The organism is Nesterenkonia halobia, from assembly GCF_039536005.1.
Taxonomy (GTDB): Bacteria; Actinomycetota; Actinomycetes; order Actinomycetales; family Micrococcaceae; genus Nesterenkonia; species Nesterenkonia halobia.
On the sequence record NZ_BAAAYG010000007.1, the window covers coordinates 284,100 to 303,280 of the forward strand.

Below are 19,181 nucleotides of genomic sequence, written 5' to 3' on the forward strand. Positions count from 1 at the left end.
GCGCTCCACTCTACTGCGGCCGCCGCGAGGCCGCCGCCGCGTCAGTCAGTCCGGCCAGCACCAGGGGCAGCACGGGCCGCGGGGTGCGCGTCAGCCCCACGACGGCGATCCAGAGGAGGGTGAGCAGCACGGTCGTCAGGATCGGCGTCTCGAGCACGCCGGTCATGCGGGTCAGCGGGCGCCGCAGCGCCAGCAGTCCCAGCGAGAGGATCATTCGCCAGCGCAGGTCACTCACGGCGCATCACCCGCCCCAGGTTCTGCAGACCCGCGGCGACGGCGCCGGTCACGAGACCGAGCGCGACCCCGGTGAACAGGCTCGAGATCACCGCCGCTCCGCGGGTGAGGAGCGCATTGGCGGCGGGCGGGAGATCCTGGAGCCGCCCGCCGAGCTGCGGCGTCCCGCCGTCGAAGGCCTGTTCCCACAGCAGCTGGTGGCCGAGGGCCAGCAGGAATCCGTAGACCGCCCCGACGGCCAGCAGGCTCAGCAGCGGCCGGGGTGCGCGCCGCAGCAGCACCACGAACACCCAGAGCACCGGCGGCAGCACTGCCAGCAGGGCGTTGAGCGGAGATCCGGGTGGGACGAGGGCGAGATCGTGAGTGATCACCCGCGGCACCGCCAGCAGCGCCAGCAGCAGCACCCCGTACCACCGCAGCCCGGGGGAGTATGCGGCGGCGTCGGCGGGGGCGTCGGGGACGGCAGAGGCGCGGGCCGAGCGCGACGAGGGATCGGGCGACAGTCTTTCCGGTGTCATGGGTCCACGATCCCGCGGGGCCGGCGCGGGCGAATCCGTCCGGAAGCGACGTCCTCGATCGCCTGCGGGCGACGTCGGGAGCCGGCCGACGTCGCCCGCAGGCGATCCCGCCGCGGTCCGAGGCGCCCTAGACTCGCTGTCATGGGCACTGCGAGAGGACTGCGGCCGAGCTGGGCGCCGATCGTCGTCGACGCCCTGCTCGGGGTGCTCGTCGTCCTCGCGGTCGCCATCATGATCAGCGCCGACCAGGCCGGGGAGCGCCCGCCGGAAGTCAGCACCTATCTCTGGGCCCTCGGGCTCGGGGCCCTGATGCTGCTGCGCCGCACCCGTCCGCTGCTGGTGCTGTGGCTGACGGTGCTGGGGATCTTCGCCTACTACGCCGCCGGCTACCCGGTGATCGGCCTCTCCGTGCCGGCGTTCGCCGCCCTGTTCTCCGCCGCCGAACGGCGCGGTCCGCGCTCGCCGGCGCTGGCCGCCGGCGCTCTGCTGGTGGTCAGCTATGCCGTCCGCCTGCTCCAAGGCCAGGACCCCGCGCGAATCCTGGGCTACGAGGCGGTGGGACATGTGGCGCTGATGGCCAGCGCCGTCGCCCTGGGGGATGCCCTGAGGGCCCGGAGGAGGCTGCAGCGCAGCGGCCGGGAGCTCCTCGAGGCCACGGTGGCGGCCGAACGCAGTCGCGCGCGGCAGGCCGTCGCGGAGGAGCGTGCGGCGATCGCCCGCGAGCTGCATGATTCGCTCGGCCACCAGCTCACAGTGATCGCGATGCACGCCGAGATCGCCCGCGAGGCCGAGGCCCGGCGGTCGCCCGGCCCGCCTGACCAGCCTGACCAGCCGCGCGCGGCGCTCCAGACCATCGGAGAGACGGCACGGTCGATGCTCGTCGAGCTGCGCGCCACGGTGCGCCAGCTACGCCGCGCCGGAGCCGAGGCCCGGACCGAAGATCAGGATGCCGGGGCCGAGCATCTGCCGCCGGCGCATCGGCAGACCGCCGCAGCGCGGACGCCGCCGACGCTGGCCGGACTGCGCGAGACGGTCATCCCACAACTGCCGCTGACGGTGGACCTGGACCTGTCCTTGGAGACCGATGCCCCTCCGGCCGTGGAGTCCGCCGTCCACCGGATCGTCCAGGAGTCGCTGACCAACGTGGTGCGCCATTCCCGCGCCGATTCCGCACAGGTGACGATCGCCGCCGACGCCTCGCAGCTGCATGCGGCGGTCCGGGATCCGGGACCCCCGCGTCCTGAACCAGGCCCTGTCTGCCCCGATGGGGTCGGGCTCGCCGGCATGCGGGAGCGTGCCCGGTCGCTGGGCGGAGAGCTGGAGGCAGGACCGGCCGAGACCGGTTCGGGACCCGGGTGGCGCGTGGATGCCTGGATCCCGCTGGGCGGGCAGGAGGAGCAATGAGCATCCGTGTGCTGATCGTCGACGATCAGGACCTCGTCCGCGCCGGGCTGCGGACCCTGCTGAGCGGCGGCCCGGGGGAGGAGGGCGAGTCTCTGGACGTGGTCGGCGAGGCGACCGACGGCGACGACGCGCTGCGCCGGGTCGAGCAGCTGCGGCCCGCGGTGGTGCTGATGGATCTGCGGATGCCCGGCCGCGACGGGATCGCGGCGACCCGGGCCATCCGCGCTCGAGAGGACCTCGTCGAGGTCCGGGTGGTGGTGCTCACGACCTTCGACGACGACGCCGACATCCTCGCCGCCGTCCGGGCCGGAGCCGCGGGATATCTGCTGAAGGACACCCCGGCCGCCCGGCTGCGCGAAGGGGTGCGCACCGCCGCTGCCGGCGGCAATCTCCTCTCGCCGATGATCGCGCGCCGACTGATGGAGCATCTGGCCGACGGAGCGCTCGGAGACGATCCGGGTGACCATGACGGAGGCGAGGACGACGAGCAGGTCGGTCCGTCGGCGGACCTCTCGCAGCTGACCGGACGTGAGATCGAGGTGCTCGCCGAAGTCGCCCGCGGCCGGAGCAACGCCGAAGCCGGCGCCGCGCTGCACCTGAGCCCGGAGACCGCGCGCACCTACGTCAGCCGCATGCTGCACAAGCTGAGCGCCCGGGACCGCACCGAGCTGGCCATCCTCGGGCGACGCGCCGGTCTGCATCGTGGAGAGGAGCGTGGAGACCGGCGCCGCAGCTGACCCTCGGCGCCGACGCCCGGCCGCGTTCTCCGGGCGTTAACCTCCAGGCTCCATGCTGTCGGTCCGTGAGAGACGCAGAAACTGCCCGGCCGGAGCCGAACAGCTCATCCGGCCGCATCGAGGACAGCACACCCGGCCGCACCCTGGAGGTGCTGCTGGTCTTCCTGCGCCTGGGCCTGACCTCCTTCGGCGGCCCCGTGGCGCATTTGGCCTACTTCCGCGAGGCCTTCGTCGAGCGCCGCGGCTGGCTCTCCGAACGGGCCTACGCCGACCTCGTCGCCCTGTGCCAGTTCCTCCCGGGACCGGCCTCCAGCCAGGTCGGCATGGCCCTGGGACTGCAGCGGGCGGGATTCCGCGGCATGTTCGCCGCCTGGGCGGCCTTCACCCTGCCCTCGGCAGTGCTGCTGGTCGCCGCCGCCCAGGGCGTCGCGCTCGCCGGCGACCTCTCCGAGGCCGGGTGGGTGTCCGGGCTGAAGGCCGCCGCCGTCGCCGTCGTCGCCCATGCGGTGCTCGGCATGGCTCGGGCCCATGCTCCGGATCCGCGCCGGGCGACGATCGCCGCGACCGGGATGATCCTGGTGCTGCTGATCCCGCATCCGGCGGTCCAGGTCGGCGTCATCGTCCTCGCCGGGCTCGCCGGACTGCTCCTGCTGCCCGACGACGAGTCCCCGGCCGGCGTCGAGGACGCCTTCACCGTGCGCATCCGCCGCCGTGTCGCCGTCGCCGCCCTGACGGGCTTCGGACTGCTGCTGGTCGGACTGCCCGCGCTCGCCGCCGCGCTCGCCGGCACCGTCGCCGGTCCGGCGGCGACGCTGGTCGACCTCTTCTACCGCGCCGGCGCTCTGGTCTTCGGCGGCGGCCACGTGGTGCTGCCGCTGCTGCAGGGCGAGACCGTGGGCACGGGCCTGGTGGACCAGGAGGTCTTCCTCGCCGGCTACGGCGCCGCGCAGGCGGTCCCCGGCCCGCTGTTCACCGTCTCCTCCTTCCTCGGCGCCTCGGCCACCAGCGGCCCGAGCGGCGTGCTGGGCGCGACGATCGCGCTGCTGGCGATCTTCCTGCCGGCCGGACTGCTGGTCGTCGGCACGCTGCCGTTCTGGGAGGCGCTGCGCGGGGCCCCGCGGGTGCGCCGGGCGCTGCGCGGAGTGAACGCCGGCGTCGTGGGCCTGCTCGCCGCCGCGCTGTACACCCCGGTGTTCACCGCCGGCGTGCTGGACCCGGGAACAGGGGCGCTGGTGGTCGCCGTGGCAGGCTTCGTCGCGCTCTCGGCCTGGCGTGCTCCGGCCTGGGCGGTGGTCCTCGCGGCGGGGCTGCTGGGCTGGGCGGTGCTCTGATCGCCGGCGTGACCGGCTACACTCGTCGTCCGGCACGGGGTGCCTGCGCGGCGAGCGGCCCGCGGGCTGAGAGCACACCCGTCGAACCTGCACCTGCCAGCACATGCGAAGGGATGCCAGCATCATGACGCCTGCCGACGCGCCGACGAGGACAGCACCGCACACCGGATCCGTCCGCGAGATCCCCAATCTGCTCTCGGTGGCCGGGACCGACCCCACCGGCGGCGCCGGCATCCACGCGGATCTGAAGTCCTTCGCCGCCCACCGGACCTACGGGATGGCCGCAGTGACCGCTCTGGTCGCGCAGAACACCGGCGGAGTGCGCGCGATCCACGTGCCCGAGGCCGAATTCCTCGCCGCGCAGCTGGCCTCGGTCACCGACGACGTCGCCGTCGACGGGGTCAAGATCGGGATGCTGGGCACCGTCGAGGTCATCGAGACGGTCGCCGCGTGGTGGGACGGGCTGTGGACCGGCCGCGCCGAACGACCGGCGCTGGTGCTGGACCCGGTCATGGTCGCCACCTCCGGGGACCGGCTGCTCGACGCCGAGGCCGAGTCCGCGCTCCTCGCGTTCCTCTCCCGGGCGGATCTGATCACGCCGAACGTGCCCGAACTGGCCCTGCTGGCCGGCCGGGAGCCGGCCGGCGACGCCGAGACGCTGATCGCCCAGGCGCGCGTCGTCGCCGACGCCCACTCGGTGTTGGTGCTGGCCAAGGGCGGGCATCTGGCCGCCGGCGACGTCGTCGACATCCTCGTCCACCCGGCCGTCGACGGCGTCCGGCCGCCGGAGCATCGCGCCGCGGGGCCGCGGGTGGAGACCACCAGCACCCACGGCACCGGCTGCTCGGTCTCCGCGGCGCTGGCCGCCCTGCGCGCCCGCGGGCTGAGCTGGGAGGAGGCCGTCGACGAGGTCAAGGTCTGGATGACCGAGGCGCTGCGCGACGCGGAGCGGCTCGACGTCGGCGTCGGCCACGGCCCGATCCAGCACTTCGCCCAGCTCTGGCGCTGAGCCGCCTGTCCCGCCGGCCCCGGGCGATGACTCGGCGGAAGGTGTGGGAATACGCCAGCATTCCCGCACCTTCCACAGAGTCATCGCCGGTGGCCCGGGGCCTGCGGTCGGCGGGTCAGTCGCCGGAGAACGAGGAAGCCTGAGCGGCGATGTCCTCCCACCGCCAGGCCTGCGAGGCGTCGGCCTCGGGGAACCAGCGGCCGCTGTCCGGGCGGTCCTGGGCGTCCGGCGTCGGACCGGTGGCGCCCTGTCCGGAGGTCGGCGCCTGCTCCTTCAGCGAGGTGACCCGGTCGCGGATCTCGGCCATCTGCCGGTCCAGGGCATCGGCCTTCTGCGCGGCGTCGTGGAGCTCCTCGAGGATCTCGTCGGGGACCTCGCCGTCGTAGGTGTAGTAGATCTTGTGCTCCAGCGAGGCCCAGAAGTCCATGGCGACGGTGCGGATCTGCACTTCGACATAGACGAACTCGGTGCGGTTGGAGAGGAAGACCGGCACCTGCACGATCACGTGCAGGCTCTTGTAGCCGTTGGGCTTGGGCCGGTGGATGTAGTCCTTGACCTCGACGACGCGCAGATCCGGCTGGGAGCAGAGCATCTCGGCGACCCAGTAGGCGTCGGAGACGAAGGAGCAGGTGATCCGGATGCCGGCGATGTCGCGGATCGCCCCGCGGATGCCCTCCAGCGTGGGCTCGCAGCCGTAGCGGTCGACCTTCTCCAGGATCCGGTCCAGAGACTTCAGCCGGTAGTTGACGTGCTCGATGGGGGAGTAGTCGCGCGTGTGCTCGAACTCCTCGCGGAGCACGTTGATCTTGGTCAGCACCTCGTCCATGCCGAACTTATAGTGCAGCTGGAACTCGGTGAGCTGGCGGCGGATGTCGATCATCCGCGGGACCGCGCCGGTGGATCCGTTCTTGCCGGCGTTGTCCTGCAGCTGGTTGAACAGCTGCTGGTAGGGGTCGCGGCCGTCGTCGCCGCGGCGCGCCAGCTGGGTGCCGGACCGCGCGTCGCCGTCGGCCTCCGATCCCGCCGGGGCCTCCGCGGCATGCGCGGCGGCGCGGCCGTCGCGCGCGCTGGGGAACTCGGTCTCCATCGACGGTCCAGAGGACATCTCAGCTCCTTCGGCTCTGACGAGGCGACGACGTCGGTCGTCCGTCCGACAGCGGCGGGTCCGCCCCTCGACGTCTTCGACGTCCGACTCTAGTGCCGCACCCTGGACGGTGTCTGCATGTCAGCACCACGTCGGATTCAGCTCAGCGCGAGATCGTCCCGACGACGGCGACCGGGGAGGGGAGCGGCGGCTGCGGCGCTCAGCCGGCGGCGGAGCCGGCCAGCAGATCGGCCGAGACCTGGTCGATGACCAGGTCGGTCACCAGCCCGGCGGCCAGCGCCGCGCGCAGCGCGGGCACCTTCTGCGGCCCGTTGACCACGCACACCCGCCGCGGCACCCCGCGCAGCGCGTCGGGGCTCGGTCCCGAGCTGCGCCGGTTGAGCCCGATGTCCTCCCAGGAGCCGTCGGCGCGCAGATACACGGTGCACACATCGCCGACCGCCCGCTCGGCGGTGAGCGCGTCGATGTCCTCGCGGCTGAGGTATCCGCCGGCATAGACCTGGGACGGCGCGCCCTGGCCGAAGGTGCCCACGCCGAAGACTGCGACCGTCGCCCGGTGGTGCAGATCCAGCACGCGCAGCGTCGAGCGCTCCCGCCACAGCGCCTCCTTGGTCTCCTCGTAGTCGAAGAACGCCGGCACGGCGAAGACGTGCGCCCGCGCGTCGAAGGCCCGGGCGAAGTTCTCCACCACGCTCATCCCGGTGCCGAGCCCGACGCTGGTGCCCTCGGGCTGCGAGTTCACCGCCCCGTTGAGCTGGACGACCTCGACGTTGCGCACCGGGCGGCGCGGCAGGCGCGTCACCACCGAAGTCATCGTCTGGCCCCAGGCGACGCCGATCACCGCATCCGGGCGGACCAGGGCGTCGAGCACCTCGGCGGCCAGCACGGCGACGGCGTCGCGCCGCTGGGAGGGCTCGGTCTCGGGCGTCGAGGCGGCGACGTGGGCGGCGACCCCGTGGCGTTCGCTGATCAGGTGCTCCAGCGCGCTGGGGCGCTCGATGGGCGGATGCAGCGAGATCCGCACGATGCCCTGATCGCGGGCCTCGGCGAGCAGCCGCGAGACCGTCGAGCGGGAGATGCCGAGTTCGCCGGCGATGGACTCCATGGTGCGATTCTCGGCATAGTACATCTGTGCAGCGTGATACTCCGCCTTCTCGCGGAAGGATGTGCGCATGGCATCCAGTATCCCGCATCGAGTGCACGTTCGTGCACAGATGTTGAGAATATGGGCTCCAGCGCGTGAGATGGGGATCACGTAACACAGGCGTCCCGCAGAAAGGCCGATGACGTGAAGGCTGAACCCCTGAACCCGGAGGCGCGCACCCGTGCCCTGGACGAGTTCGCAGGCACCGTCGAGGGCGAACCCCTCGACGTGCTCGTGGTCGGAGGAGGGGTCGTGGGAGCGGCCGCCGCCTTCGACGCCGCCACCCGAGGGCTCCGCGTGGGGCTGGTCGAGGCCCAGGACCTGGGCCAGGGCACCTCCTCGCGCTCCTCCAAGCTGGTCCACGGCGGACTCCGCTATCTGCAGATGATGGACTTCAAACTCGTCTCCGAGGCGCTGCGCGAGCGCGACCTGCTGCTGAAGCGCACGGCGCCGCATCTGGTCCGCTCGCTGCCCTTCGTCTTCCCCTTCAAGACGCCGCTGGTCGACCGGGCCTTCATCGGCTCGGGCGTCTCGCTCTATGACGCGATGTCGGTGCGGCCGGGGGAGAAGCGCGCAGTGCCCTTCCACAAGCACCTCTCGCGGAGCCGGCTGCGCCGTCGCTTCGCCGGACTCGACCACGACACCTTCGTCGGAGCCCTCGAGTACTTCGACGCCCAGGTGGACGACGCCCGGCTGGTCATGACGCTGGCGCGCTCGGCGCAGAGCCTCGGCGCCGCTGTGGCCACGCGCACCGCCGTCGAGTCCTACGTCCACGACGACGCCGCCGCGGTCGGTGCGGACACCGGCGAGGCGCCGGTCGTCGGCGCGCGGCTGAGGGATCTGGAGACCGGCCGGTCCCTGGAGGTCCGGGCGAAGGAGACGATCATCGCCGCCGGCGTGTGGACCGAGCAGCAGCAGGACGCCGCCGAGGCCGACGCCGGACTGAAGGTCCTGGCCTCCAAGGGCATCCACATCACCGTGCCCAAGGACCGCATCGCCGCCGAGGACCACGTGGGCGTGATCAGCCAGACCGAGAAGTCGGTGCTCTTCCTCATCCCGCAGGAGGACTGCTGGGCGATCGGCACCACGGACACCGCCTGGCACGAGAACGTCGACGTGCCGGCCCCGAACAGCAGCGACATCGACTACGTGCTCGAGCACGCCAACGCCATCCTGCAGACCGATCTGACCCGTGAGGACATCATCGGCACCTGGGCCGGGCTGCGCCCGCTGCTGCAGCCGGAGGAGAAGGGCGACGGCGGCGGCAGCGCCAAGGTCTCCCGCGAGCACACCGTCAAGCGCCTGGCCCCGGGGCTGACCGCCGTCGCCGGCGGCAAGCTGACCACCTACCGGGTGATGGCCGAGGACGCCGTCGACTTCGCCGCCCAGGATCGGTTCTCCCATCGCCAGAGTCTGACCGAGGTCATGCCGCTGCTCGGCGGCCAGGGCTACGGCGAGTGGTCGGGGCGCGCCGAGGAGGTCGCCGCCGAGCGGGGCCTGGACGTCGAGCGCGTCCGCCGGCTGCTGCGCCGCTACGGCAGCCTGCTGGGCGAGGTGCTGGCTCCGGCCGAGGAGCAGCCCGACCTCCTCGAGCCGCTGGAGCACGCCCCGGGCTACCTGCGGGCCGAGATCCGCTACGCCGCGGAGCAGGAGGGAGCTGTGCATCTGGAAGACCTGCTCGAGCGCCGCACGCGCATCGTCCACGAGGTCCGCGACCGCGGGCTCGGCGTCATGGACGAGGTGATCGCCCTCGTCGCCGGCCCGCTGGGCTGGGACGAGGAGCGTCAGGAGCATGAGCGTCGCTCCTGGACCAGCCGCGTCGAGGCCCTGCTCGCCGCCGAGGCCTCGGACAGCGATGCGGAGGCCGCCGCGCTGCTGGCCGACACGATCCCGGCCACCCGGGTGACATGGGGCTCCTGGGGAGCCTCCGAACCGACCGGACGGGCCGACTGACTCCTCAGTCCCGGGAGTCCGCGTCCGGCCCGGAGGGGTCGGACGCGGACCAGGCCGACATACCACGAGACGAAGGAGTCTGACCTGTGGGAACCATCTTCCTCTTCGAGATCATGGGCACCGCGACGCTCGTCCTGCTGGGCGCCGGAGTGGTGGCCAATGTGGTGCTGTCAGGCACCAAGGGCAACGGCGGCGGCTGGCTGCTGATCAACTTCGGCTGGGGGCTCGGCGTCTTCGCCGGCGTCTACGTCGCCTACGCCTCCGGCGCGCACATCAACCCCGCGGTCACCGTGGGGCTGCTGGCCTCCGGCGCGGAGGAGTACGCTCCGGGCATCGCGGTGACGCTGCCGAACACCCTGGCCTACTTCGCCGCCGAGCTGATCGGCGCCTTCCTCGGCGCCGTCGTCGCCTGGCTGGCCTATAAGAAGCACTACGACGACGAGACCGACCCGGCGGCGATCCTGGGCACCTTCTCCACCGGCCCGGAGAAGCGCTCCTACGGCTGGAACACCGTCACCGAGATCATCGGCACCTATGTGCTGGTGCTGCTGGTGCTGATGATGGGCGAGACGCCCGCCGAGCTCGGGCCGCTGGCGGTGGCGCTGGTCGTCCTCGCCATCGGCGCCTCGCTCGGCGGACCGACCGGCTACGCGATCAACCCGGCCCGCGACCTCGGTCCGCGCCTGGCCCACGCGATCCTGCCCATCCGGCACAAGGGCTCCAGCGACTGGTCCTACTCCTGGGTCCCGATCGCCGGGCCGGTCGTCGGCGCGCTGCTGGCCGGCGCCTCCGTGCAGATCTTCCCGCTGCTCGGCGCCGGCGCGGCCTGAGCCCGTCCGGCCGTCCGACATGACCGTCCACGACGCCACACACCCCGTCCACTCTCACCGACACGTCCGTGATCAGGAAGGAAGTCACCGATGACGACCCCGACAGGCACGAACCCCGAGAACGGCTCCTACGTCATGGCCATCGACCAGGGCACCACCTCGACCCGCGCAGTGGTCATCGACCACTCCGGGCAGCCGCTGGGCAGCGGCCAGAAGGAGCATGAGCAGATCCTGCCGCGCGCCGGCTGGGTCGAGCACGACGCGAAGGAGATCTGGCGCAACACCCGCGAGGTGGTCGGGCTGGCCCTGGCCGATGCGAACATCAACCGGCACAGCCTCGCCGCCGTGGGCATCACGAACCAGCGGGAGACCACTGTGGTCTGGGACCGGCACACCGGCGAGCCGATCCACAACGCGGTGGTCTGGCAGGACACCCGCACCCAGGAGATCTGCGACCGACTCGCCGGCGACGCCGGCGCCGAGAAGTACAAGGACCGCACCGGCCTGCCGCTGGCCACCTACTTCGCCGGCCCGAAGGTCCGCTGGATCCTCGACGCCGTCGACGGCGCCCAGGAGCGCGCCGAGGCCGGCGACCTGCTCTTCGGCACGATGGACACCTGGCTGGTGTGGAACATGACCGGCGGGCCCGACGGCGGCCGGCACGTCACCGACGTCACCAACGCCTCGCGCACGCTGCTGATGAACATCGACACGCTCGACTGGAACGCCGAGATCTGCGCGGACATGGACATCCCGACGTCGATGCTCCCGGAGATCCGGTCCTCCTCCGAGGTCTACGGCCACGGCCACAAGCAGGGGCTGCTGATCGACACGCCGATCACCGGCATCCTCGGCGACCAGCAGGCCGCGACCTTCGGGCAGGCCTGCTTCACCCCGGGCCAGGGCAAGAACACCTACGGCACCGGCAACTTCATGCTGATGAACACCGGCACCGAGGCGGTCCGCTCGGACAACGGGCTGCTGACCACGGTGGCGTACAAGCTCGGCGAGCAGGACACCGTCTACGCCCTGGAGGGCGCGGTGGCGGTCACCGGCTCGCTGATCCAGTGGCTGCGCGACAACCTGGGGCTGATCGCCGACGCCGCGGAGTCGGAGACCAAGGCGAAGAAGGTCGACGACAACGGCGGCGCCTACGTGGTGCCGGCCTTCTCCGGACTCTTCGCGCCCTACTGGAAGCATGATGCCCGCGGTGTGCTGGTGGGGCTGACCCGCTATGTGAACCAGAACCACATCTGCCGCGCGGCCCTGGAGTCGGTGGCCTTCCAGTCGGCGGAGGTCGTCGGGGCGATGAACGACGACTCCGGCAAGGACCTCACCGAGCTGAAGGTCGACGGCGGCATGGTCGTCAACGAGACGCTCATGCAGTTCCAGGCCGATCTCCTCGGCGTCGACGTGGTCCGTCCGCAGGTCATCGAGACCACGGCGATGGGCGCGGCCTACGCGGCCGGCCTGGCGGTGGGCTTCTGGGCGAGCACCGACGACGTCGTGGCCAACTGGGCCGAGGACAAGCGCTGGAGCCCGCAGATCGACCGCGACGCCGCCGCGCGCAAGCTGCGGCTCTGGAAGAAGGCCGTCACCCGGGCCTTCGACTGGGTCGACGAGGACGTGGCGGCCGAAGCCGCCTCCTGAGGCTGCGGCCGCGGCGGCGACGCCCGGCCGGCACGAGCGTCCGACAGAACGAGCTCCGGACAGATACGAACTCCGGGCGGCACGAGGCCCCGGCGGATCCGCTCCGCCGGGGCCTCGGCGCGTCCGGGGCACTGCGGCACACTGTGCGCCGGGCGGTGCCGGAGGGTGCCGGGGACGGGCGCACGACGTCGTCGGCGTCACATGCACGCGGAGGCTCGCCGGTGGTGCGGCAAAAGTCATATCATTGCTGCGGGCGGCTCCCCGCCGGCGTCGACGATCCGGATCTCCGGACGGCGCCGGGCCCCGGCCGAGTCCGCCCGCAGCCCGACGGCGTGCTCAGCCCGGCCTGCGGGACCGCCGACCTGCGGCGGTCCCGCCGGCACGTCGTCAAGCCGGACGACGGAAGGCGAGAGATGATCATCCTGGCCCTGGAGGCGAGCACGACCTCCGCGAAGACGATGCTCTTCGACACTGAGACCCAGGAGGTCTCGGTGCGGACCCGCCGCTTCGTGATCGGCGGCGAGGACGCCTCCATCCGCGACGCGGAGAGCATCTTCACCCAGCTGGTCCAGCTCGGCGCCGAGGCGGCCGCAGGCCGGCGCGTCGACCGGGTCGCCCTCTCGGGGACCTGGCACGGGATGACGCTGCGCGAGCCGGATCTGAGCCCGATCACCGGGGTGCAGGAGTGGCCCTACACCGGCGCGCAGGACCTCTGCGCCGAGCTGCGGGCCGACGAGGACTTCACCCGCTGGTTCTACGAGCGCACCGGCTGCATGGTCAACGCCATCTACCCGGCCTTCAAGCTGATGCTGCTGCGCAGCCAGGGGATGGACGTCTCCGGCCGGCTGGCCATGGACCAGAACAGCTACACCTTCGCCCGGCTGACCGGCCGTCGGTGGACCTCGCGGGCGCAGGCCTCCGGCACCGGCCTGCTCTCCACCGTCCACGACGACTGGGACGCCGACGTCCTCGCCCGCCTCGGCCTCGACGGCGTCGCGCTGCCCGAGCTCGTCGACGCCGACGTCTCCGCCGAGCTGACCGCCGAGGCGGCCAGCCTGCTCGGCGTCGCCGCCGGCACGCCGGTGCAGATCCCCGGCCCCGACGGCGCGCTGAACCAGGTGGGCAGCGACGCCACCGCCGCCGGCGACATGACTTTCTCGATGGGCACCTCCGGGGCCCTGCGGCTGGCCGGCGCCGAGCCGGCCCTCTCGCCGCGGATGAGCACCTGGGCCTACCGCTCGACCACCGGATGGCTCTCCGGCGCGGCGGCGTCGGGCTGCACCAACTGCGTCGACTGGGCCAAGGACCAGCTCTTCGGCGGCGGCATGACCTTCGAGACGCTGGAGCCCAAGCTCAGTGCCGTCGAGCGCGACATGCCGCTGTTCATGCCCTTCCTCTTCGGAGAGCGCTGCCCCGGGTGGCAGGATCAGCGCCGCGGCGGCTTCCTGGAGCTGCATCCGCGGCACGGCCGGATGGACATGTACCAGGCGGTGCTGCACGGCGTCGTCTATTCGCTCTACCACTGCTATCGCGAGCTGGTCGCCCTCAACGGCGAGCCTCGCCGGATCATCCTCTCCGGCGGGGTGCTGTCCTCGCCCTTCTGGACGCAGCTGACCGCCGACGTCTTCGGCCGGGAGATGGAGCTCTCCGCGCTGCAGCACAGCTCCATCGCCGGGGCGGTGAAGACCGCGCTGCGCGCCGCCGGCCTCAGTCCGCGGCAGCCGGCGCTGACCGAGACCGACCGGGAGATCGTCGCTCCGGACTCGCGGCGCACCGCGTACCACGCCGGCGAGTTCGAGCGGTATCTGGACGCCTACGCCCGCACGATGCCCGGCCAGGACGTCCGCAGCCGGTACTGACCGCCCCAGGAGGAGGACCCGATGTCTGACGCGCCCGTCCCCGAGGAGCCCGTGGAGGCCCCTCGCGTGCTGATCACCCCCACGTCGCTGTGCCGCGACCCCGACGCCGCGCCGCTGCGCCGGCTGCGCGCGGCCGGCGTCGAGCCGGTGCTCAATCCGCACGGCCGGCCGCTGAGCGCCGCGGAGCTCGTCGAGCTGCTCGGCTCCCTGGCGCCGGCGACGGCGCCGACGGCGTCGCCTCGGGGCGGCGGGGGAGTGCGCGGCCTCGTCGCGGGCCTGGACGAGATCACCGCTGACGTCCTCGACGCCGCGCCCGCGCTGCAGGTGGTGGCCCGCTACGGGGTGGGCACCGACCGCGTCGACCTCGAGGCCGCCCGACGGCGCGGCGTCCGGGTGACGAACGCCCCGGGGTCCAACGCGCAGGCGGTGGCGGAGCTCGCCGTCGGGCTGATGTTCGCCGTCGCCCGCGAGATCCCGCGGCTCGACGCCGGAGTGCGGGCGGGCGGCTGGCCGCGCGGGGCCGGGCTGGAGCTCTCCGGCCGGACGCTGGGACTGGTCGGCTTCGGGGCGATCGGACGCCGGGTGGCCGCCGCGGCCGCCGGGCTGGGCATGGAGGTGCTGGCCCACGACCCCGGACGGTCCGACGACGACGTCGCCGCCGACGGGGCCGCTCCCGTCGACCTGGACGAGCTCTGCCGCCGCAGCGGCGTGGTCAGCCTCCACGTGCCGCTGCTGGAGTCGACCCGGCACCTGCTCGACGCGCGCCGGCTGGCGCTGCTGGCAGACGACGCGATCGTGATCAACACCGCTCGCGGGGGCCTGCTGGACGAGCAGGCCGCGCGCGAGGCGCTGGACGCCGGCACGCTGCACGGCGTGGGGCTGGACGCCTATGCCGTCGAACCGCCGACGGAGTCGGTGCTGGTCGGCCACGAGCGCACGGTGACCACTCCGCACGCCGGGGCGCACACCGCCGAGGCGGTGGAGCGGATGGGCACGATGGCCGTGGAGAACCTGCTCGCCGAGCTCGCCGGCCGGCCGGGGCCCGACCGCGTGGTCTGATCCGCCGGAGTCGGCCCGCTCGCGGTCACTCCGGCACGCTGCGCACCTCGTCGAGGATCGCCTCGACGTAGCCGCGCACATGCCGCTCGGCCGCGTCGGCATCGCCGCGCACGATTGCCGCGGCGGCCTCGACGTGGTTGTGCAGCGCCTGGTGGACCGGCTCGGCCGGAGTCAGTCCCGCGGTGTGCCGGCCGGTGATGACCTCGGCGATGGGGCTCTGGATCGCGGTGAGCATCAGATTCCCGCCGGCCCGCAGCAGCACGTCGTGGAAGGCGATGTCGGCGGCGAGATACTCCTCGGAGTCGCCCTGGTGCTCGGCGCCGAGGCGGCGCAGCTCGTCGGCCAGCCGGCCGATCTCGGCGCGCTGGTCCTCCGAGGCGCGCAGCGCGGCCAGCCGCGCGGCGATCGGCTCGACGGCCAGGCGCAGCTCGGTCAGCGCCACGATCTGCCGGGCGCGGGCGGAGCTGGTCAGCCGCCAACGGATGAGCTCGGGATCGAGCATGCTCCACCGGCTCATCGGGCTGACGGTGATCCCCACCCGCCGTTTGGAGCTGAGCATCGCCTTGGCCTCGAGCACGCGGACCGCCTCGCGCACCACAGTGCGCGAGACGCCGTACTCGGCCTCGAGATCGGCCAGCGTCAGCACGGTGCCGGGGACGAGCTCCCCGCCGGCGATGCGCCGACCCAGATGATCGAGGACGGAATCATGCGAGGCCTGGACCACGGGACCTTCTTCCTGTGCGGCGGACGGGGCAGGATGTACGACATGCATCACGCCGCCGGCGGAGGACGGCCTCCGGGCGGTGCGAGCCGCATCACGTGCGGACCTCCACCCTAGACGGCCGGAGGTGCCGTCGTCACGACAGATATGACGTCTTTTTGCCAATGGTGTGATCTATGTGGCAAGCTCGCCGGGTCATGCGATGTGAGGGAGCACACGCTCGCCGCACACCGTTCTGCTGATCATCGACGGAGATATCCATGGACGACTGGACACAGACTCTGGGCACCGCACCGCTGCTCGGCATCGCCGCCGCGGCCGTCGCGGTGATCCTCATCCTCATCATCCGCTTCCGTGTGCACGCCTTCATCACCCTGGTGGTGGTCTCGGCGCTCACCGCGATCGCCGCCGGCGTGCCCATGTCGGCGGTCTACGACACGATGTCCGAGGGCTTCGGCTCGACGTTGGCCTCCGTGGCGATCCTCGTCGCGCTGGGAGCGATGCTCGGGCGGCTCATCGAGCACTCCGGCGGGGCGAAGGCCCTCGCCGATCGCATGGTCGACACCTTCGGCGAGAAGAGGGCCCCGTTCGCCCTCGGCGTCTCGGCACTCATCCTCGGCTTCCCGATGTTCTTCGACGCCGGGCTGGTCATGATGCTGCCGATCGTCTTCGCCGTCGCCCGACGGCTCTCCAGCCGGTCGGTGCTGCTCTACGCCATCCCGACCGCCGCGGCGTTCTCGGTGATGCACGTCTTCCTGCCCCCGCATCCCGGGCCCGTCAGCGCGACCGAGTTCTACGAGGCCAACCTCGGACTGGTGCTGCTGGTCGGACTCGTCATCGCCTTCCCGCTCTGGTACGCCGCCGGTGCGGTCTGGGGGCGCGTGGCCGCCGCCCGCACCCCGCTGCCGGTCCCGACGCTCTTCGGCGCCGTCGACGACGACCAGCCGACGAACCCGCCGCGCGTCGGCACGGTGATCTCGCTGCTGCTGCTCCCGATGCTGCTGATCCTGATGAACACCGGGCTCAACGCGCTGGGCTCGATCGGCGCCGTCGACACCGACGCGACCTGGGCCGCGGCCCTCTCCTTCCTCGGCACCTCGGCGATGGCGCTGCTGATCGCCGTGATCGTGGCGACCTTCGTGCTCGGCCACCGCCGCGGCGAGGACGGCTCGGCGCTGGAGAAGCTGCTGGACTCCTCGCTGGGCCCGATCTGCTCCGTGGTGCTCATCACCGGCGCCGGCGGCATGTTCGGCGGCGTGCTGCAGGCCTCGGGCATCGGCGCCGCGCTGGAGGACTCGCTGGCCGACATCGGCCTGCCGGTGTTCATCGCCGCCTACCTGATCGCGGTCATCCTGCGCCTGGCGCAGGGCTCGGCGACCGTCGCACTGGTCACCGCCGCAGGGCTGGTCTCTCCGGCGGTCCTCGAGGGCGACTTCAACGCCCTGCAGGTCGCCTGCATCGTGCTGGTCACCGCGGCCGGCTCGGTCTTCGCCGGCCACGTCAACGACTCCGGCTTCTGGCTCGTCGGCCGGCTGCTGGACATGGACGTGAAGACCACGCTGAAGACCTGGACCGTGCAGCAGGCGCTGCAGTCGGTCATCGCCTTCGTGCTCGTCGGCATCGTCTACCTGGCCGCTTCGGCCGTCTGAGGAGGAGAACGTGGCAGCTGAGGATCCCCACGACGCCTCCCGCCCCGGCGGGACCGAGGTCGAGGCCGTCGAGGCGCTCACCGCCGACGATCCCGCGCGGCTGTTCTCGGTCGCCGGGAAGCTCGCACTGGTCACCGGCTCCTCCCGCGGGCTGGGACGCTCGCTGGCCCTGACCCTGGCCCGCGCCGGGGCGCAGGTGGTGCTGCACGGCCGCGACGCCGCGGCGCTGGACGAGGTGCGCTCGAGCATCGTCGCCGCCGGCGGCGCCGAGCCGCTGGTCGTCAGCTTCGACGTCACCGACGCCGAGGCCTCGCGCACGGCGCTCGAGGCGCTGGTCGCCGAGCACGGGGCGCCGGACATCCTGGTGAACAACGCCGGCCTGCAGCGGCGGGCGCCGATCCAGGAGTTCAGCACCGAGGACTGGGACGCGGTGGTCGCCTCCAACCTGGACAGCGTCTTCCACGTCTCGCGTCCGCTGCTGCCGGCGATGATCGCCCGCGGCTCGGGACGGATCGTGAACATCGCCTCCGTGCAGTCGCAGCTGGCCCGCGGCACGATCGCCCCGTACTCGGCCACCAAGGGCGCGGTCGTGCAGCTGACCAAGGGCTTGGCCGCGGACCTGACCGGGCACGGCATCCAGGTCAACGCCCTGTCCCCGGGCTACTTCGCCACGGAGATGAATCGCGCCCTCGTCGACGACGAGCAGTTCACCTCCTGGCTGACGGCACGGACCCCGGCCGGCCGCTGGGGCTCCTTCGCCGAGCTCGACGGGGCGCTGCTGTTCCTGTGCTCGCCGGCGTCGAGCTTCGTCTCGGGGCAGAACCTGGTCGTCGACGGCGGCATGACCGCCGTCGTCTGAGCCGAGGATCGTCCGCGGCCGCGCGCCGCGGGCAGGAAGGAGGAGCGGCATGGACGCCGACACCGGCAGCACGCCGACCACGATGCGGGCGCTGTTCATCGACGCCGCCGAGACCGCGGCGATCCGCGAGGTCCCCGCACCGGAGCCCGGCCCCGGTCAGGTGCGGCTGCGCATCCGGCACGTGGGGATCTGCGGCTCGGACCTGCACTACTACGCCGACGGCGCGAACGGCGCCTTCGCCGTGCGCGAGCCGCTGGTCCCCGGCCACGAGCTCTCCGCGACGGTCGACCAGGACCCGGCCGGCCGCTGGGAGCCGGGCACTCCGGTGACGGTGCACCCGGCGCGGTTCGGGGACCGCGATGCGCGGTTCGCCGAGGCGCCGAACCTCTTCGCCGGGGGCTCGTATCTGGGCAGCGCCTCGACCTGGCCGCACACCCAGGGCGCGCTGAGCGAGCTGCTCGTCGTCGAGGCGGACATGCTCCGGGCGCTGCCCGCCGGGCTCTCGCCGCGCACCGCGGTGCTGGCCGAGCCCCTGGGAGTCGCGCTGCATGCGCTCACCCAGGCCCGCTCGGTCGGCGCGGCGCTCGACGGCGCGCGGGTGCTGGTCGCCGGCGCCGGACCCATCGGGCTGCTGGCGGTCGCCGCCGCGCGCGACGCCGGCGCCGTCGTCGACGCCTGCGACGTCCGCGACGGCCCGCTGGAGCGCGCGCGTGCGCAGGGGGCCGAGCGGGTGCTGCGCGCCGATCGTGAGACGCCCGAGGCCGGAGCCTACGACGTGGTGCTGGAGTGCTCGGCGGCGCCGTCGTCGATCTCCGCGGCGCTGCAGGCCGTGCGTCCGGCCGGCGTCGTCGTCCAGGTGGGCATGGTCCCGCCCGAGCGGCAGGCGATCGCGCTGGCGCCGCTGATCGCCCGGGAGGTCCGGCTGGTCGGGGCCTTCCGCTTCGTCGACGAGATCGACGACGCCGTGGAGCTGCTCGCCCGGCGGCCGGAGATCGAGGCGGTGATCACCCACGAGCTCGGCCCGGAGCGCCCGGAGGAGCTCTTCGCCGCCGCGGGCGACTCCGAGGCCTCCGGCAAGGTCATCGCCTCCTGGCTCTGAGCCCCAAGCGTCGGGGAGGT

17 protein-coding genes are annotated in these 19,181 nt (G+C 72.7%); 12 read left to right on the forward strand and 5 right to left on the reverse strand.

Annotated features, from left to right (window positions below; all coding sequences use genetic code 11):
• Nucleotides 1–10 precede the first annotated feature (10 nt).
• A complete protein-coding gene (locus ABD652_RS10275; RefSeq protein ID WP_344720939.1) occupies nucleotides 11–235 on the reverse strand; it encodes a hypothetical protein in 225 nt (74 codons plus the stop codon).
• On the reverse strand, nucleotides 228–752 hold the full coding sequence (locus ABD652_RS10280) for a hypothetical protein (RefSeq protein WP_344720941.1): 525 nt from the start codon (nucleotides 750–752) through the stop codon (nucleotides 228–230). Before ABD652_RS10280 ends, ABD652_RS10275 begins: the two co-directional genes overlap by 8 nt.
• Before the next feature lie 141 nt (nucleotides 753–893).
• Between ABD652_RS10280 and ABD652_RS10285 the strand changes: the two genes are divergently transcribed.
• The 4 genes from ABD652_RS10285 (at nucleotide 894) to thiD (ending at nucleotide 5,233) form a co-directional block, all read left to right on the forward strand.
• Nucleotides 894–2,156 (forward strand): sensor histidine kinase, encoded by a 1,263-nt coding sequence (locus tag ABD652_RS10285; protein ID WP_344720943.1) that lies wholly within the window; start codon nucleotides 894–896, stop codon nucleotides 2,154–2,156.
• Nucleotides 2,153–2,893 carry a response regulator transcription factor gene (locus ABD652_RS10290; RefSeq protein WP_344720945.1) on the forward strand — a complete coding sequence of 247 codons (741 nt, stop codon included), beginning with the start codon at nucleotides 2,153–2,155 and terminating at the stop codon, nucleotides 2,891–2,893. Before ABD652_RS10285 ends, ABD652_RS10290 begins: the two co-directional genes overlap by 4 nt.
• Before the next feature lie 116 nt (nucleotides 2,894–3,009).
• The gene (gene chrA / locus ABD652_RS10295) at nucleotides 3,010–4,224 is read left to right on the forward strand and encodes a chromate efflux transporter (RefSeq protein ID WP_344721090.1); all 1,215 of its coding nucleotides are present in this window, start codon (nucleotides 3,010–3,012) and stop codon (nucleotides 4,222–4,224) included.
• Nucleotides 4,225–4,348: 124 nt separating this feature from the next.
• Entirely contained in the window at nucleotides 4,349–5,233 is an 885-nt protein-coding gene (gene thiD, locus ABD652_RS10300; RefSeq protein ID WP_344720947.1) for a bifunctional hydroxymethylpyrimidine kinase/phosphomethylpyrimidine kinase, read from the forward strand.
• A 115-nt stretch (nucleotides 5,234–5,348) separates the two neighbouring features.
• On the opposite strand, the gene ABD652_RS10305 is transcribed toward thiD, so the two are convergent.
• Nucleotides 5,349–6,338 (reverse strand): GTP pyrophosphokinase, encoded by a 990-nt coding sequence (locus tag ABD652_RS10305; protein WP_344720949.1) that lies wholly within the window; start codon nucleotides 6,336–6,338, stop codon nucleotides 5,349–5,351.
• Between the two features lie 199 nt (nucleotides 6,339–6,537).
• A complete protein-coding gene (locus ABD652_RS10310; RefSeq protein ID WP_344720951.1) occupies nucleotides 6,538–7,512 on the reverse strand; it encodes a sugar-binding transcriptional regulator in 975 nt (324 codons plus the stop codon).
• 114 nt (nucleotides 7,513–7,626) lie between these two features.
• On the opposite strand from ABD652_RS10310, the gene ABD652_RS10315 reads away from it, so the two are divergent.
• From ABD652_RS10315 to ABD652_RS10335, 5 genes are all read left to right on the forward strand, one after another.
• Complete coding sequence (locus ABD652_RS10315; protein ID WP_344720953.1) at nucleotides 7,627–9,435, forward strand: glycerol-3-phosphate dehydrogenase/oxidase; 1,809 nt, start codon at nucleotides 7,627–7,629, stop codon at nucleotides 9,433–9,435.
• A gap of 86 nt (nucleotides 9,436–9,521) precedes the next feature.
• The gene (locus tag ABD652_RS10320; RefSeq protein WP_344720955.1) at nucleotides 9,522–10,265 is read left to right on the forward strand and encodes an MIP/aquaporin family protein; all 744 of its coding nucleotides are present in this window, start codon (nucleotides 9,522–9,524) and stop codon (nucleotides 10,263–10,265) included.
• 90 nt (nucleotides 10,266–10,355) lie between these two features.
• Nucleotides 10,356–11,915: a glycerol kinase GlpK gene (gene glpK, locus ABD652_RS10325; RefSeq protein ID WP_344720957.1), complete on the forward strand. Its 1,560-nt coding sequence runs from the start codon at nucleotides 10,356–10,358 to the stop codon at nucleotides 11,913–11,915.
• A 413-nt stretch (nucleotides 11,916–12,328) separates the two neighbouring features.
• A complete protein-coding gene (locus ABD652_RS10330; protein ID WP_344720959.1) occupies nucleotides 12,329–13,774 on the forward strand; it encodes a gluconokinase in 1,446 nt (481 codons plus the stop codon).
• Nucleotides 13,775–13,795: 21 nt separating this feature from the next.
• The gene (locus ABD652_RS10335; RefSeq protein ID WP_344720961.1) at nucleotides 13,796–14,833 is read left to right on the forward strand and encodes a phosphoglycerate dehydrogenase; all 1,038 of its coding nucleotides are present in this window, start codon (nucleotides 13,796–13,798) and stop codon (nucleotides 14,831–14,833) included.
• Between the two features lie 25 nt (nucleotides 14,834–14,858).
• Here the strand turns inward: ABD652_RS10335 and ABD652_RS10340 are convergent, their stop codons facing one another.
• Nucleotides 14,859–15,557: a FadR/GntR family transcriptional regulator gene (locus ABD652_RS10340; protein ID WP_344720963.1), complete on the reverse strand. Its 699-nt coding sequence runs from the start codon at nucleotides 15,555–15,557 to the stop codon at nucleotides 14,859–14,861.
• A 257-nt stretch (nucleotides 15,558–15,814) separates the two neighbouring features.
• Between ABD652_RS10340 and ABD652_RS10345 the strand changes: the two genes are divergently transcribed.
• The 3 genes from ABD652_RS10345 (at nucleotide 15,815) to ABD652_RS10355 (ending at nucleotide 19,161) form a co-directional block, all read left to right on the forward strand.
• A complete protein-coding gene (locus ABD652_RS10345; protein WP_344720965.1) occupies nucleotides 15,815–17,203 on the forward strand; it encodes a GntP family permease in 1,389 nt (462 codons plus the stop codon).
• A gap of 100 nt (nucleotides 17,204–17,303) precedes the next feature.
• Nucleotides 17,304–18,062 (forward strand): glucose 1-dehydrogenase, encoded by a 759-nt coding sequence (locus ABD652_RS10350; RefSeq protein ID WP_344721092.1) that lies wholly within the window; start codon nucleotides 17,304–17,306, stop codon nucleotides 18,060–18,062.
• A gap of 49 nt (nucleotides 18,063–18,111) precedes the next feature.
• A complete protein-coding gene (locus tag ABD652_RS10355) occupies nucleotides 18,112–19,161 on the forward strand; it encodes a zinc-binding dehydrogenase (RefSeq protein ID WP_344720967.1) in 1,050 nt (349 codons plus the stop codon).
• The last annotated feature ends 20 nt before the right edge of the window (nucleotides 19,162–19,181 follow it).

Coding starts and splice junctions, on each gene's coding strand:
- ABD652_RS10330 (WP_344720959.1), top strand. CDS start 12,329: ATGATCATCCTGGCCCTGGAGGCGAGCACGACCTCCGCGAAGACGATG.
- ABD652_RS10335 (WP_344720961.1), top strand. CDS start 13,796: ATGTCTGACGCGCCCGTCCCCGAGGAGCCCGTGGAGGCCCCTCGCGTG.
- ABD652_RS10310 (WP_344720951.1), bottom strand. CDS start 7,512: ATGCGCACATCCTTCCGCGAGAAGGCGGAGTATCACGCTGCACAGATG.
- ABD652_RS10280 (WP_344720941.1), bottom strand. CDS start 752: ATGACACCGGAAAGACTGTCGCCCGATCCCTCGTCGCGCTCGGCCCGC.
- ABD652_RS10355 (WP_344720967.1), top strand. CDS start 18,112: ATGGACGCCGACACCGGCAGCACGCCGACCACGATGCGGGCGCTGTTC.
- ABD652_RS10345 (WP_344720965.1), top strand. CDS start 15,815: ATGGACGACTGGACACAGACTCTGGGCACCGCACCGCTGCTCGGCATC.
- ABD652_RS10290 (WP_344720945.1), top strand. CDS start 2,153: ATGAGCATCCGTGTGCTGATCGTCGACGATCAGGACCTCGTCCGCGCC.
- ABD652_RS10285 (WP_344720943.1), top strand. CDS start 894: ATGGGCACTGCGAGAGGACTGCGGCCGAGCTGGGCGCCGATCGTCGTC.
- thiD (WP_344720947.1), top strand. CDS start 4,349: ATGACGCCTGCCGACGCGCCGACGAGGACAGCACCGCACACCGGATCC.
- glpK (WP_344720957.1), top strand. CDS start 10,356: ATGACGACCCCGACAGGCACGAACCCCGAGAACGGCTCCTACGTCATG.
- ABD652_RS10305 (WP_344720949.1), bottom strand. CDS start 6,338: ATGTCCTCTGGACCGTCGATGGAGACCGAGTTCCCCAGCGCGCGCGAC.